Here is a 15550-nt window from a genome sequence, read left to right as displayed (position 1 = left end):
CATCTGCCGCACCTTTCCACTTTAAAGGACAAAATTCGTTTTTGACGCTTCCTCTTTTGCAAGCAATAAACCGCCGATAATTCCAGCTTTATTTTGTAAACCCACAGGCTGAATATACTTTTCTACATCTGGAACATCCACATAACCATTCAGCATTTCCTTAAATTGCTGCCGGATGAATTGGAAAATCTGCTTCTGATTCATGATACCGCCGCCTAAAATAATTCTTTCCGGCCGGAGCACAAGTGTATAACTGACAAGTGCCTGGGCAATATAATAAGCCTCCAGTTCCCAAACTTTTGGATTGGTTGAAAGCTCAACCCCTTTCTTTCCCCAGCGCTTTTCCACGGCAGGTCCGGATGCCAGGCCTTCCAAGCAATCATGATGATACAGGCACATCCCTTCAAATTGGTCATCAGGATGGCGCTTCACTAAAAGATGCCCCATTTCCGGATGGCCGTATGCATTTAATATTTTGCCACTTTGGATAAACCCCCCGCCGATCCCTGTTCCAATCGTAAGATAAAGACAGCTTTCGGTTCCTTTAGCATTCCCTAATTTATATTCACCGTATCCTGCAACATTTACATCTGTTGTCCATGCAACCGGAACGGAAAATTTTTCCTTCAGTGCTCCTACAAAGTTATAATGGCGCCACGATAGTTTAGGTGTAGTTGTAATAAAGCCGTATGTGGGAGACTGACGGTTCACATCGATCGGTCCGAATGATCCTACACCAATCCCCTCTATTTTATATTGATTTAAAAATTGAAAAATTTTTGGCATAGTTTCATCAGGCGTGGTTGTTGGTATTGTAATTTCTTCTATTACTTCGCCATGTTCATTTCCTACGGCGGCAACAAATTTCGTACCCCCGGTTTCAATTGCCCCAAGTAGCATTTCGATCCCCCTTATCAAACGTTTTAAATTAAAGAGTAGCTTTCGGTGTTAAAGTGATGAACTGGCTCCCCTGTTTTACCTTATCATGATTAAATTCTTCAACAGCCGCATAATCTGCTGTGTTGGTCACGACGGTGATCACGGTTGGATCATAACCAAGTTCTTTAATTTTCTCCAGATCAAAACTGCATAGTTTGTCGCCTTGGTTTACCGTCTGACCTTTTTTTACGTAACTTGTAAAATATTCGCCTTTCAGATTAACCGTGTCAATACCAATGTGAATTAAAATTTCTGCTCCATCTTCCGTTTTAATGCCGTATGCATGATGTGTATCAAATACCGTGGTCAAAATTCCGTCACAAGGAGCATAGACATCGCCGTTTTTCGGCATGATGGCTGCCCCTTTACCCATTAATTCAGATGAAAATAATTTATCCTTCACATTTTTTAAGCTAATTGTTTCACCTTCAACCGGGGCAAAAATGATGCTATTACCAGCAGGGGCCGTAGCCGAAGCAGCCGTTTCTCCTATTTGTTCTTTTCCAGATACCCGTTCATTCGTAATCGTATTTTGTTCCTTTGCCGCCGCCCGTCTTCCATATATATACGTTGTTGTGAAGGCGATAACAAAACTTATTGCGCCACTCATGACAAAAGGCAAGATAGATTGTGAGCGAATGCAAATAAAACCAATTACACTTGCAGGTCCCATTGAAACTGATAACACATGGAACATGCCAATAAATATAGAAGCAATACCGGAAGCAACCATTGCACAAAAGAACGGATACCTTAATTTCAAGTTAATCCCGAAAATAGCCGGTTCTGTAATCCCCAAAAGAGCTGAAATACTTGCTGAAGAAGATAAGCTTTTTTGTTTTTTACTTTTTGTAATAAAGAATACGGCAAGACAAGCAGCACCTTGCGCAATATTAGCCATAGAGGCGATTGGGAATACAAACGATCCGCCGGTTTTTGCAATATCAGCCAAAAGTGTGGTTTCAATTGCAGGAAAACTTTGATGCAGACCGGTAATGACAATCGGTGAATAAAACAGTCCAAAGATTGCAGTTCCAACCGCGCCTGTTGCATTATATAACCACATAATTCCATTGGTTAACCCATCACTCACATCACGCATAACAGGCCCAACAAATGTAAACGTTAGAAATCCTGTAATGATAATGGCAAGCATCGGTGTGAACGTAAAATCAAATGCATTTGAAATATATTTATGGAAAAATTTCTCTAATTTAGCTAAAATCCATGAAACTACCAATACCGGCAAGACAGAGCCTTGGTAACCGGCCTGCGCGACTTTTAATCCAAAAATGTGCCAATAAGCCAACTCCCCTGATGCTTTTGCGCTAACAACATCATACCCGCTTGTCAATGCAGGAGATACCATGATCATCCCCATAGCAGCTCCTAAATACGGATTCCCACCAAACCGTTTGGTTGCGGAATATCCGATTAAAACCGGCAAGAAAGTAAATGGGGCAGCCGACATGGTATTGATAAATGACGCTATATCTTTCAGTCCCGGGTACAATTCCACTATTGCCTTCTTTGTGAATAGGTGTTCCGCTGTCAATACATTGTTTAAAGCCATCAGCAAACCGCCGGCAACAAGTGCAGGAATAATTGGAACAAAAATATCAGATAATACCTTGATTAATCTTAATAATACATTTCCCTGTTTTTCATTCGAAGTTTTTTTCACATCCTCCGTTGTCATATCCGGAAGGCCGGTTAATTTGATCAACTCAGCATAAACTTTATCGACATCCCCCGGTCCTATAATAATTTGGTACTGGCCGTTTGTTTTAAATGTACCTTTTACATCCGGATGCGCATCCAATGCTTTTTGGTCTATTTTTGATTCATCATTGATAACTAAGCGCAGCCTTGTCGCGCAGTGGGCTGCAGCTTTTATATTATCTTTGCCATTTAAAGCGTTTAACACGTCTTTTGCAACCTTTGCATGGTTCATCGTGTACACCCTTTCATATTTTTGTAACCGTTTCACATACTAATATACTATCTTTTTATTATATGTCAATCGTTTATCATATTTTTTATTATTTTTTTATGTTTTACCATCATTTAAGATATTTTGTATGTTATACGATTGACACATCACTTTGTTTACAGTACATTAAATCCAGGAGAACGCTTTCCTTGAATTTGGGGAGGTTTTATATATATGGAATGGAATCGAGCATTACGTTATAAAAATCTAAATGAGTGGTCTGAGGAAGAAAAAAAGCATTTACTTCTTCAAATAGAAAATTCTCCGTGGCGGCTGCATTACCATATTCAACCTGAAAGCGGATTGTTGAATGATCCAAACGGATTTTCTTTTTTTAATGATGAATGGCATCTATTTTATCAAAATTATCCGATGGGGCCTGTCCATGGTTTAAAATGCTGGTATCATCTTAGTTCAAAAGATCTTATCCATTGGAAAGGGAAGGGGCTGGCCATATTGCCGGATACAGAGTATGACAGTCACGGCTGCTACTCCGGATCTGCAATCCCGGTTGAAGACCGTTTATTTATCATGTATACAGGAAACGTCCGAGATAAAAACTGGAACAGATTCCCTTACCAGCTTGGAGCGTGGATGGATAAAAAAGGTCGGATTTCCAAATTAAAAACTCCATTAATTGCAAAACAGCCAGAAAATTACACGGACCATTTCAGGGATCCGCAAATTATCCGTTATCATAATTCTTACTATGCTTTGATCGGTGCCCAGACGAAACAAAAAGAGGGGAATATCTTGGTTTACCAATCCAAAGACCTGAAAAACTGGGAATTCAACGGACCGCTTGAATTCCCGTTAAAGAATTTGGGATATATGATTGAATGCCCGAATATCGTATGGGTGGATCAAAAGCCGGTCCTTATATTCTGCCCGCAAGGCCTCGACCAAAATATTTTACACTATCAAAATATTTATCCCAACACTTACTTAATTGGGGATACGTTCGACCCTGAGAAAAACCGTTTTGAATCTAAATATCTCCTGCATAATTTGGATGAAGGATTCGATATTTACGCTACGCAGGCCTTTAACGCACCGGACGGGCGCACACTTGCAGTCAGCTGGATCGGCCTTCCTGAAATCGATTATCCGACAGATCAGTACGGTTGGGCGCATTGCTTGAGTTTAATCAAAGAATTGAAAATACAGGACGGCCATCTTTATCAATTTCCTGTAAAAGAAACAGAGAGCCTTCGCGGAAGGAAAATTGAATTGGACGGGGTCTTAACAGAACAGACCCAGCTGATATTGAATCAAAATGAGACAGCTTATGAATTGGAAATCATTCTGAAAGGGAACGGGGAAGGTAAATTACAATTGGCTTCGGACGGGCATCAAGCGTTAAATCTTATTTTCAACTTTGCTGATGGAACATTGGTCCTGGACCGCAGCCATGCGGGTATCCCTTTTGCACAGCAATACGGAACTTCCAGAACCGTCCAAATTCCAAAAAATACCCCGCTGAACCTGCATATTTTTATGGATGCTTCTGTCGTTGAAATTTTTTTAAACCATGGACACGATGTGTTAACATCTCGTCTCTTTCCAAGCAAAAAACAAACAAAGATCTTCTTGGAAACAAACCATCATTTAGCTTATAATGGGAACTACTGGAGTCTTCATTCTATTAATAAATAGAGAAGGATAATGAAAATTGAGACCAAAATTAACAGATGTAGCTAAAGAAGCAGGAGTTTCCCCAACAACAGTATCCCGGGTCATCAATAATTATGGATATTTAAGCGAAGAAACGAAAAATAAAGTGTTCCAGGCTATGAAAAAACTGAACTATCAGCCGAACACTGTTGCACGTTCGCTTCACGGTAAGCAGACCAATCTGATTGGCGCCATTTTTCCTTCCGTCAGCAACCCTTTTTTCGGGGAACTGATTGAAAAAATAGAAAATAGGCTTTTCCTTTCCGGATATAAAACAATTTTATGTAATAGTGCAGATAATAGAGAAAAGGAACGTTCCTATATTAATATGCTTATTGCCAATCAAGTGGACGGCATTATTGCGGGTGCCCATAATTTAGGGATAAAGGAATATGACCAGTTTGGGCTGCCCATTATCTCTTTCGACCGATATTTATCCGATAATATTCCAATTGTAAGTTCCGATAATCATCAAGGTGGTGAGCTTGCAGTTCAGGAACTCTATCAAAATGGTGCAAGAAATATTTATTTATTTGCAAGCAGCAATAAGCCGAACAGCCCGACACACAGACGGAGAACCGGTTACTTGGAGGCAATGGCCCAATTATCTTTAGAGCCCCATGTAAAAGATATCCCTTTTGAAATGCTACCAAGTGTAAAATCGCTAACCATCAGGCAAATTTTGAGCTCAGAAAAAATCGATGGCATATTTTGTACAGATGATTTGACTGCCCTTATTGTATTGCAGCAGGCAAAAGAGTTGGGAATAAAAGTTCCACAAGAATTAAAAGTTATCGGGTATGACGGAACAAAATTTATTCAAAATTATCATCCTGAACTTTCCACAATTGAACAACCGATCGAAGACATTGCGCAACTATTGGTTGAATTACTCCTTAAAAGAATTACGGACAAAAAAGTGCAATTAGAAAAACACTATATGCTACCGGTAAAATTAATCCGCAGCAAGTCCACATCACAATTTGTCGACTGAATTAATTTGAAGAGCTATTCCGCTGGGGACTAAGCTGTTTAAAGAGGGAAAGACCAGATCACAGAGAAAAACCCGTTAAGAAAAATTCTTTTTCTCAACGGGTTTTCCTATTTAAGTTGCATTTGGGGAAAGCTCTAACTCTCATTTAGAGTAAAATCAACATCGGTCAGGCAACTTTTTGGCAAATTCTTTAAAAAAGAATTTGCCAAAGTTGTTGTTACAAACAATTGTCCCGCGCTTCCTACTCCCACTCAATCGTTGCCGGCGGTTTGCTCGTGATGTCGTAAACGACGCGGTTGACATGCGGAACTTCGTTCACGATGCGAGTTGAAATTTTTTCAAGTACTTCCCACGGGATGCGCGCCCAGTCGGAAGTCATGCCGTCGATGGACGTGACGGCGCGGATGCCGATCGTATAATCGTATGTGCGGGCATCACCCATAACGCCGACGCTGCGGATATTCGGCAGCACCGTAAAGTATTGCCAAATGTCGCGATCCAGCCCGGCCTTTTTGATTTCTTCACGCAAAATATAGTCGGATTCGCGCACCATTTCCAATTTTTCTTCGGTAATCTCGCCGAGCACGCGGATGCCGAGGCCCGGACCCGGAAACGGCTGGCGCCAAACGATTTCATCCGGGATGCCGAGTTTGGTCCCGACCGCACGCACTTCATCTTTAAACAATGTATTGAGCGGCTCGATTAAGGTGAACTGCATATCTTCCGGAAGGCCGCCGACATTGTGGTGCGATTTGATTGTCTGAGCGGTTTTTGTCCCACTTTCGATAATATCCGTATAAAGCGTGCCCTGGGCAAGGAACTCAATCCCTTCCAATTTCGCCGCTTCATCATCAAACACATAAATGAACTCGTTACCGATAGTCTTCCGCTTTTGCTCAGGGTCTGAGACACCTTCCAATTTTTTCAAGAACCGTTCTTTTGCATCGACTTTGATGACGTTCATATGGAAGCCTTCCGAGAAAGTTTTCATGACGCTATCGGCTTCCCCTTTCCGGAGCAGGCCGTGGTCAACGAAGATGCAAGTAAGCTGGTCGCCGATCGCTTTATGGATCAAAACTGCGACAACTGATGAATCGACGCCGCCGCTCAGCGCACAAAGCACCTTTTTATCGCCAACCGTTTGGCGGATTTTCTCGATTTCCATTTCGATGAAGTTTTCCATCGACCATGTCCCCGCACAGCCGCAAATTTTAAACGCAAAGTTGCGCAAAAGGTCATTGCCGTACACAGAGTGGCGTACTTCAGGATGGAACTGGACGGCATATAGCTGCTTATCCACATTGCTCATTGCCGAAATCGGGCAGGCGGGGCTGCTGGCATCAACCGTAAATCCTTCCGGCACTTCTGTCACCAGATCCCCGTGGCTCATCCAGACAACTTGATCATCTGGAAGCCCGTCAAACAGCCGGCTGGCGGTTTTAACATGAATCGTTGCTTTCCCATATTCACGCTGGTTTGCCGGTTCCACTTTGCCACCGAAGGCTTTTGTTATGAGCTGCATGCCGTAGCAGATGCCCAAAATCGGCACGCCAAGGTTGAAAATTTCTTCGTCAACATGGAAGGCATTTTCATCATAGACGCTGTTCGGGCCACCGGAGAAAATAATGCCTTTCGGGTTCATTGCCTTGATTTCTTCAGCTGTCAAAGTGTGCGGGTGCAGCTCGCTGAACACGCCAAACTCACGGATTCGGCGCGTAATCAGCTGGTTGTATTGGCTGCCAAAATCCAAAACGATAATTTTTTCCAAATCTTTTACATCTAATGCTTTTGCCATTGTTTTTCCCCCAAAAACTTTGATCCAAATAAAAAACCGGAATCCGATCTTCAAAGCTGAAGGCAGAATTCCGGAGCGGTTTTTACGGTACACGAAACTGCCTTCATAGTCCGGCCATTTACGGTGGCCGGGTAGAAACTTTCGAACCTTATTATCGAAATTATATGAAGAAAGTATTCTGGTCATTCAATTTGTCCCCATTGTAACCTTGAATCAGGGAAACGGTCAACCGCTTGTCTTTTTGATTAAATTTTCCCACAAATCCATCAAATCTTTCCAATCCGACGGCGATGGAGACCCCGGTCACATCGGACGGCAGCAGATCCGGCGTAAATTAGATTCTTTTAAACTCCGCATCGACCGATTTGGCAAGCTCCCTGACCATCATCGTTTTTCCAACGCCCGAGACATCTTCAAGCAGGACATGCCCCTCGGCAAGCAATGCAGTGAGGCTCAATTCCGATATCTCCGTTTTTCCGATCATCATATTTTCAATATTGACCAAAATCCGCCGTAACGTCTGCTGCATGCTGATCCCCCTTCATACTATAATTTCAGAAAAATAAAAATGGAAAGATTTTAAATAGTATAGAGAAAAAATCAGCCGGGCACCTTTCTTAAGTGCCCGGCCTTGTCCTTATTTCCAGAAATCATCAAAAATCGTAATCGGCATATGGCGTTTATGCTGCCCTTTTAAATACCACGATTCAATCTTCGCTTTTGCTTCCGGCGAAACTTCTTTTCCTTCCAAATAATCGTCGATATCGTTGTATGACACACCAAGTGCAGCCTCATCGGAAAGCTGCGGGCGCTCGTCTTCGAGGTCGGCAGTCGGCGTCTTCATATAAAGGCGTTCCGGGCAGCCGAGTTCTTTTAACAGCATTTTCCCCTGGCGCTTATTCAGCCTGAAAATCGGCACAAGATCTGAACCGCCGTCACCGTATTTCGTGAAAAATCCGGTTACATTTTCCGCAGAATGGTCCGTCCCAAGCACAACGCAATTTTCCATCGCGGCAATGCTGTACTGCACTTTCATCCTTTCACGCGCTTTTTCATTCCCTTTCGCGAAATCAGAAAGGATGATGCCCGCTTTTGCCAGGGAAGCTTCACTTGCATCGACAGCCGGTTTAATATTAACGGTAATGTCCTTGTCCGGCTGAATAAACTGGACGGCCAATTCAACATCGTCCGCATCTTTCTGTTCGCCGTATGGCAGCCGTACCGCAATAAATTTATAGTCCTGATTGCCGGTTTCTTCCTTCATTTCGTTAATGGCGATTTGGGCAAGCTTACCGGTCAAAGTGGAATCCTGCCCGCCCGAAAGGCCGAGCACAAAACCTTTGAAGAATGGGTATTTTTTCAGATAACTTTTCAGAAAATCAACACTTTTTCGGATTTCCTCTTTTGGGTCAATGACAGGTTGTACTTTCATTTCTTCCACGATTCTCTTTTGCATTGCGTCCATTTTCGTTTTCCTCCTTGTTCACATGATAATCTCTTTATGTCATAAATTCCGCACTTTTTTCTTTAATCAGATTATACGCCTGAAAAATGCGGGTGTCATTTATTCTTCTTCAAACCGCATGACTTTTTGACGTACTTCTTCTATATTGCGCATTTTGTTGTCCCAGCATTTTTGACTCAAATCGACAGGGTATTCTTCCGGGTTCAAGATGCGCTTGTACTCATCCCACAGCAGTTCCAAATTATCTTTCGCATATTTTTTGATTTCATCAAGGCAGGGCAGTTCATACACGAGCCTACCCTGGTCGAAAATCGTTTCATGAATATTAATGGCTTCAAAATTTGTGACATATTTGCTGATAAACGTATGGACAGGGTGAAACATCTTCAGCCGCTTTTCTTCCGCCGGGTTTTCGTCGTACATCGTAATGTAATCGCCTTCCAGTTTATTCGTCCGCTTATTGAGGATGCGGAATACTTTCTTTAAACCCGGTGTCGTTACTTTTTCGGCATTGCTTGAAATTTTGATTGTATCCCGCATTTCCCCGTTCTCGTCTTCTATGGAGACCAATTTATAGACTGCTCCAAGCGCCGGCTGGTCGAACGCAGTAATGAGCTTTGTCCCAACACCCCATGCATCGATTTTTGCACCTTGGGCTTTCAAATGGAAAATCGTATACTCGTCCAGATCGCTTGACGCAAAAATTTTCGCATCCGGAAATCCTGCTTCATCGAGCATTTCTCTCGCTTTTTTCGACAGGAAAGCCATGTCGCCGCTGTCCAGGCGGATGCCAAGAAAATTGATCTTATCGCCGAACTCTTTCGCGACTTTAATGGCATTCGGCACCCCTGAGCCTAAAGTGTCATATGTATCAACAAGGAAAACGCAGTTTTTATACGTTTCCGCGTATTTTTTAAAAGCCATGTAATCATCCCGGTACGCCTGCACCATCGCGTGGGCGTGCGTGCCGCTCGTCGGCATGCCAAACAGTTTGCCGGCCCTGACATTGCTTGTCCCGTCAAATCCGCCGATGTATGCGGCCCGCGTTCCCCAAATCGCGGCATCCAATTCATGGGCCCGCCTCGACCCGAATTCGTATAAAGCGGCGTCTTCCCCCGCCACCGTCCGGATCCTGGCCGCTTTAGTCGCAATCAGCGTCTGGTAATTAATAATATTCAAGAGCGCCGTTTCGATGATCTGCGCTTCGGCTAAAGAGGTTTCGACCTGGATGAGCGGTTCGTTTCCAAACACGAGCTCCCCTTCACGGACTGACCGTAGCGTTCCGGTAAAGCGCATTTCCGATAAGTATTGCAAAAATTCTTCGCTGTAGTTGTCGGTGCTCCGCAAATACGCGATATCATCTTCTGTAAAGCGGAAATTTTTCAGATAATCCACGATTCTTTCAAGCCCTGCAAAAATCGCAAACCCGTTTCCGAAAGGAATTTTCCTGAAAAACGCTTCAAATACCGCTTTACGGTTATGAATGCCATCTTTCCAGTAGGCCTGGGCCATGTTGATTTGGTATAAGTCAGTGTGAAGAGCTAGACTGTCATCTTGATAACGCATGATTCCGTATCACTCCTATTGATGGTTTTACCGTACTTCCGCCCCAAGCGAATTTTTAAAATGACTTAATGCCCATTTGTGGCCTTCCGGATCGAAACTTGCCACCGCATTTTCATGAATCACCAGCTTAAAACCTTTATTGTAGGCATCCACGGCGGTATGCAGCACGCAAATATCCGTGCAAACCCCGCATAAATGGACTTCTTCAATGCCCCGTTCCCTTAGCCTTAATTCCAGGTCAGTCCCGCAAAAGGCGCTGTACCGGGTTTTATCGATCGTATGCACATGTTTGCTCCCTTTATATTTTTCAAAAAGCCGCTGCAGTTTTCCGTATAAATCCCGTCCGGTTGTGCCGGCGATGTTATGCGGAGGGAATAATTTCGTTTCCGGATGGTAAGGGTCGTTTTCCTCATGGCAGTCAATTGCAAAAACAACATAATCCCCGTTCTCGAGAAAAGATTTCGTCAGTGCAAAGATATTCTCTTCAATAAGCTGCCCCGGTTTGCCGCATGTTAAACGGCCGTCTTCCGCCACAAAATCATTCGTATAATCAATATTGATCAATGCTTTCTGGGCACCCATTTTCCATCCCCCGTTCATTTGAAATTATCCTTATTTTATTTTACATGAAAGTTCTTCCGTGGCAAAGGCTTTTTGCACTAGACCGGCTGGACGACCCCTATCCCGGGCCGGCCGGGCAGTAATACATTCTCGCCGTCATACGTTAAATGGTCGGGTTCTTCGGACAGCCAAAGCGGGGCATCCAGATCCAAATAATAAACGTTTGGATGGGCTGCAGCAAAGTGAGCGGCTGCAGCCACAGAAAGGGACGGTTCCATCATGCTGCCAACCATGCATTTGACCCCGTTTGCCTCGGCAATACCTGCAATTTTCCATGCTTCCGTAATCCCGCCGCATTTCATCAGCTTAATATTGATTAAATCCACATAACGCCCGGAAACAAGCTTCAATGCATCTTTTGCCGTAAACAGGCTTTCATCCGCCATGACCGGCAGGCATGTTCTTTCCGTCACATATTTTAAGCCTTCCCAATCATGGGCAGATACCGGCTGTTCCACAAATTCAATGCCAAGTTTTCTTTTTTCCAGTTCTCGCAGGATTTGGACTGCCTGTTTCGGTTCCCATGCCTGGTTTGCATCCAGCCGGAATTTTGTATCCGGCGGCACTGCCCGGCGGATCGCCTCTATCCGATTAATATCAAGCTCCGGATGCGTGCCCACCTTTATTTTTAACAAATGGAAGCCCGCCTCCACGCTCTTTTCTGCATCCCAGGCCATCTTTTCAGGTGTATCAACCCCGATCGTCATGGAAGTTTGGAGATTTTTCCGGCCTCCAAGATAAGCATACAGCGGAATATTCAGCCATTTGCAATATGCATCGTAAAGCGCCATATTTGCAGCTGCTTTTGCGCTTGTATTGCCGATACAGCATAGCTGTACCTTTTTCAAGGCTGTTTGGAAATCATTCAGGTCATGCCCGACAAGCACTCCTTTTATGGGCCCAAGAAGCGCGGACATGATGCTTTCGGTTGAATCGCCCGTAATGGCAACGGCCGGCGCAGCTGCCCCCATGCCTATTATTCCGTTGTCCAGTATCACATTCACATCAACGCTGTCGATATCATTGGCTGTCCGCAATGCCGTTTTAAATGGAACGAGCAGCGGAATGTTCCGGTAATGCACTTGCACATCTTTTATGATCATGGCAGCTTCTTCCCTTCATCCTGGCATTTGAAACCATTTTATGCTTCTCCTATTATATCATTAATATAAGGAAGTAATTATTTAAAACCTCGCACGATTTTTAATTCTGTGCCAGTTACGTCCGCGGCGTTTTTCCGGATGCTGTGAACTTTTTTCCCATACAGTCGTCTATTTAAAAGTGTTTTAAGGAGTTGGAGGCTTCCGTACCAAGCCTGGATAAAAAATAAGAGTTGGATGGTGTCGAATGGGATGAATACAAGTTTTAAAGAAAAAAAAGCATTGTGGGTGGCAGTGATCATCCTTGCCGTCTATCTTTCCCCCATGTATATTCTTGGCGGCAATATGCATATCCGGGTCCATGACAATTTGGATTCGAACATCGCGTGGTACCGTGTGCTTGACCGGAGCGGGGAATTATTCGGCCCTCTGAATGCGACGATACCGCAGATTATTAACGGACTGCCGAGAAACGCATTTGGAACGGAATTCAGCGGGATCCAATGGCTATACGCGCTGTTTTCACCCGTTGCCGCTTATACGCTCAGCCAGACAATAACAAGAGTATTTGCATTTTTGGGCATGTATCTCTTATTAAAAAGGCATTTTGTTAAAAGCAATGATGCCTATCCAATCCGGGTATGGGTATCGCTTGCCTTTGCCATTACACCTTTTTGGCCGTCCGGGATGTTGAGTACATTGGGAATGCCGCTTGCACTTTGGGCATTCTTAAATATCAGGGAAAGGCAGGCCACTTGGAAAGAGTGGCTGACGCTCACGCTTTTGCCTTTCTATTCCAGTTTTGTGCTTGGGTTTTTCTTTTTCCTAACAGCGATGGGGCTGTTATGGCTGCGGGATGTTTTTGTGAAAAAGGAATGCAATTGGAAATTCTTTTTCGGCATTGTTTGGATGACATGCCTATATTTAGGGATTGAATACCGTCTTGTTTATTCCTTAGTCTTTTCCCATGAGCCGACCAGCCGGAATGATTTTGTCAGCTCCAAACTCGGATTTTGGCATACATTGCGACTCGCGTTGTGGAACTATTCTTTCGGGCATACACACGATATGACAGTCCATACACTTGTCATTCTGCCGCTTTCTTTTGTCGTGTTATGGCTGATTTACAAATCAAAAGCCTGGAAAGAAGAAAAACGCTATGTGCAACTTTTTGTATTAAATGCCGTATTATCCCTTTGGTATGCTTTTTGGTTCAACAAGGCATGGGAGCCGCTAAAAGAACGAATTAGCCTGCTCAATACTTTTAATTTTGCGCGGTTCCACTTTTTGCGGCCGCTCGTCATATATACAATGTTTGCCGCAGGCTCGCTTTTTCTCTGGAAGCGAAGTGAAAAGTGGAAAAAGTTTGTGAAAGTTTGTTTAATCGCGCAGATTGTCGTCCTGTTTGCTTTTAATCCTGAAATATACTACCGTGTAGCAGGAAAACCGTCATTTAACCAGTTTTATGCGGTGCAGCAGTTCAACGAAATCAGCCGCTACATCGGGAAGCCGAAAAGTTCCTACCGCGTGGCGAGCATCGGGATTCATCCGGCCATCGCCCAGTATAACGGTTTTTATACATTGGACACGTACAATAACTACTATCCATTGTCCTATAAAAGGCAGTTCCGGAAAATCATCGCAAAAGAGCTGGATAAAAGCCCGACATTAAAAACGTATTTTGACCAATGGGGAAACCGCTGCTATATTTTTGTCAGTGAATTGGGCAAAAACTATGAATTTAAAAAAGGCAGCGGGGTCAAAATCCACCACCTTAATATTGATACGAATGCATTTAAAAAACTCGGCGGCCGTTATATTTTTTCCGCCGTTCCGATTTTAAACACAAAAGAGGAGCATTTGCGGTTTTTAAAAGCTTTCCATAACCGCCAATCGGCCTGGACTATTTATTTATACGAAGCAGAATAACAAAATCGTATGGCAGAGGAGATATGAAAATGAACCATTATCCGAAATTAACCATTGTCGTTCCTTGTTATAATGAAGAAGAAGTGCTGCCTGATACGATGAAACAGCTGGCTGAAATGCTGGAATCCCTTGCCAATTCCAATTTAATCAGGGAAGACAGCACACTGTTGTTTGTCGATGACGGCAGCCGCGACCGGACATGGGAAATCATTGAGACAGCCTCGGCCCAAAACCCGCATGTAAAAGGCGTAAAGCTGTCCCGCAACGCCGGGCACCAGAACGCCCTTCTTGCAGGGCTTTCGGTTGCAAGCGAACGTTCCGACTGCGTCATCTCGATTGACGCGGATTTGCAGGATGATATCCGTGTCATCCGGACGTTTGTCGAAAAATATTGGCAAGGCTATGATATTGTATACGGTGTCCGTGACAGCCGCAAAACGGATACATGGTTTAAACGGACAACCGCTGAAGGGTTTTATTGGGTAATGGGAAAACTGGGTATCCAATTGATCCCGAACCATGCCGATTTCCGGCTGATGAGCAAAAGGGCGCTCGAAGAACTTTTAAATTATAAAGAAACAAATCTTTTTTTGCGCGGCATTATTCCTTTACTCGGCTTTCCTTCCGCAAAAGTGTATTACGACAGGAAAGAGCGGCTGGCCGGGGAGTCAAAATACCCTTTAAAAAAGATGCTGGCTTTTGCATTGGACGGCATCACTTCTTTCAGCATTGCCCCGATCCGCTTTGTGACTGCACTTGGGTTTATAACATTTATTTTAAGCGCTGTTGTCGGTATTTACGCAATTGTACAGGAACTTATGGGCCGTACGGTTTCCGGATGGACGTCTCTGATTTTGTCCATCTGGCTCCTTGGGGGGCTGGAACTGATGGCGGTCGGATTGATCGGCGAATACATCGGAAAAATTTTCAAGGAAGTAAAAAGGCGCCCGCGCTATACGATCGAAACAAATTTATACAAAACAAGCCGGTCTTCCTTCGCATCCCGGAAAGAAGAATGATACAATGGGATTTACGGCAAAAGCTAACAACAGAAAGGTGTACAGCACGCTCATGAGCAGTAAAAAACAATATGCCTCATTTATTAAATTTTGTATTGTCGGTGCCGGTAATACGATTGTTGATTTTATCGTGTTCTTTATTTTAACGCATGTCCATGTGCCTTATTTGGCGGCGCAAGCTTGCTCTTATACGGCAGGCATGGTGAACAGCTATATCTTCAACCGTTTTTGGACGTTTCAAGTGAGGAAAAAGCCTAGTTTTTATGAAGCTTTTCGTTTTGTTGTCATTAATTTAATCGTATACGGATTTACCTCCCTTCTCCTCTTTCTGTTTCACCAGCAATGGGGCTGGCCGCTTCTTTACGCCAAAATCATTGCGACCTTGGCAGGGATTGCCGTCAATTTCATCGGCAGCAGGCTCTGGGTATTCCGTGAGCATACGGAATAGCCGGGCC

Annotated in this window: 12 protein-coding genes, 2 pseudogenes and 1 riboswitch; of the genes and pseudogenes, 5 read left to right on the top strand and 9 right to left on the bottom strand. The window is 43.8% G+C overall.

Annotated elements, in window-relative coordinates; genetic code table 11:
• Positions 1–21: 21 nt before the first annotated feature.
• The 3 genes and pseudogenes from GBH70_RS10585 to GBH70_RS10580 form a co-directional block, all read right to left on the bottom strand.
• Entirely contained in the window at positions 22–900 is an 879-nt protein-coding gene (locus GBH70_RS10585; protein ID WP_151681017.1) for an ROK family protein, read from the bottom strand.
• 28 nt (positions 901–928) lie between these two features.
• Positions 929–1384, bottom strand: a complete 456-nt coding sequence (locus GBH70_RS17595) for a PTS sugar transporter subunit IIA (protein ID WP_269467544.1) — start codon at positions 1382–1384, stop codon at positions 929–931.
• 90 nt (positions 1385–1474) lie between these two features.
• Positions 1475–2893: pseudogene (locus GBH70_RS10580) on the bottom strand (sucrose-specific PTS transporter subunit IIBC); the annotation flags it as partial.
• 213 nt (positions 2894–3106) lie between these two features.
• Between GBH70_RS10580 and GBH70_RS10575 the strand changes: the two are divergent.
• Both GBH70_RS10575 and GBH70_RS10570 read left to right on the top strand, forming a co-directional pair.
• Complete coding sequence (locus GBH70_RS10575) at positions 3107–4588, top strand: sucrose-6-phosphate hydrolase (protein ID WP_151681015.1); 1482 nt, start codon at positions 3107–3109, stop codon at positions 4586–4588.
• Between the two features lie 16 nt (positions 4589–4604).
• Positions 4605–5600, top strand: a complete 996-nt coding sequence (locus tag GBH70_RS10570; protein ID WP_151681014.1) for a LacI family DNA-binding transcriptional regulator — start codon at positions 4605–4607, stop codon at positions 5598–5600.
• 241 nt (positions 5601–5841) lie between these two features.
• Here GBH70_RS10570 and guaA read toward each other — a convergent pair whose 3' ends face one another.
• The 6 genes and pseudogenes from guaA to GBH70_RS10540 all read right to left on the bottom strand — a co-directional run bounded on the left by guaA (position 5842) and on the right by GBH70_RS10540 (position 12150).
• Entirely contained in the window at positions 5842–7395 is a 1554-nt protein-coding gene (gene guaA, locus GBH70_RS10565) for a glutamine-hydrolyzing GMP synthase (protein ID WP_151681013.1), read from the bottom strand.
• An 86-nt stretch (positions 7396–7481) separates the two neighbouring features.
• A riboswitch (purine riboswitch) is annotated at positions 7482–7583 on the bottom strand.
• A gap of 149 nt (positions 7584–7732) precedes the next feature.
• Positions 7733–7924: pseudogene (locus GBH70_RS10560) on the bottom strand (AAA family ATPase); the annotation flags it as partial.
• A gap of 108 nt (positions 7925–8032) precedes the next feature.
• Positions 8033–8860: an NAD(+) synthase gene (gene nadE / locus GBH70_RS10555; RefSeq protein WP_151681011.1), complete on the bottom strand. Its 828-nt coding sequence runs from the start codon at positions 8858–8860 to the stop codon at positions 8033–8035.
• Positions 8861–8959: 99 nt separating this feature from the next.
• Entirely contained in the window at positions 8960–10426 is a 1467-nt protein-coding gene (locus GBH70_RS10550) for a nicotinate phosphoribosyltransferase (RefSeq protein ID WP_151681010.1), read from the bottom strand.
• Positions 10427–10453: 27 nt separating this feature from the next.
• Complete coding sequence (locus GBH70_RS10545) at positions 10454–11008, bottom strand: cysteine hydrolase family protein (RefSeq protein WP_151681009.1); 555 nt, start codon at positions 11006–11008, stop codon at positions 10454–10456.
• 77 nt (positions 11009–11085) lie between these two features.
• Positions 11086–12150: a dipeptide epimerase gene (locus GBH70_RS10540; RefSeq protein ID WP_151681008.1), complete on the bottom strand. Its 1065-nt coding sequence runs from the start codon at positions 12148–12150 to the stop codon at positions 11086–11088.
• Positions 12151–12399: 249 nt separating this feature from the next.
• Between GBH70_RS10540 and GBH70_RS10535 the strand changes: the two genes are divergently transcribed.
• Genes GBH70_RS10535 through GBH70_RS10525 form a run of 3 tightly spaced genes read left to right on the top strand, consistent with a single transcriptional unit; the run spans position 12400 to position 15543 of the window.
• Positions 12400–14076, top strand: coding sequence for a DUF6044 family protein (locus GBH70_RS10535; RefSeq protein WP_151681007.1), 1677 nt, complete (start codon positions 12400–12402; stop codon positions 14074–14076).
• Positions 14077–14105: 29 nt separating this feature from the next.
• A complete protein-coding gene (locus tag GBH70_RS10530; RefSeq protein WP_151681006.1) occupies positions 14106–15095 on the top strand; it encodes a glycosyltransferase family 2 protein in 990 nt (329 codons plus the stop codon).
• Between the two features lie 4 nt (positions 15096–15099).
• Positions 15100–15543: a GtrA family protein gene (locus GBH70_RS10525; RefSeq protein WP_371862190.1), complete on the top strand. Its 444-nt coding sequence runs from the start codon at positions 15100–15102 to the stop codon at positions 15541–15543.
• Positions 15544–15550 lie beyond the last annotated feature (7 nt).

The sequence above is a fragment of the Weizmannia acidilactici genome, from assembly GCF_008974225.1.
Classification (GTDB): domain Bacteria; phylum Bacillota; class Bacilli; order Bacillales; family Bacillaceae_C; genus Weizmannia; species Weizmannia acidilactici.
The sequence above is the reverse complement of the archived record's forward strand: the minus strand, read 5'-3'. Positions and strand labels throughout refer to the sequence as shown.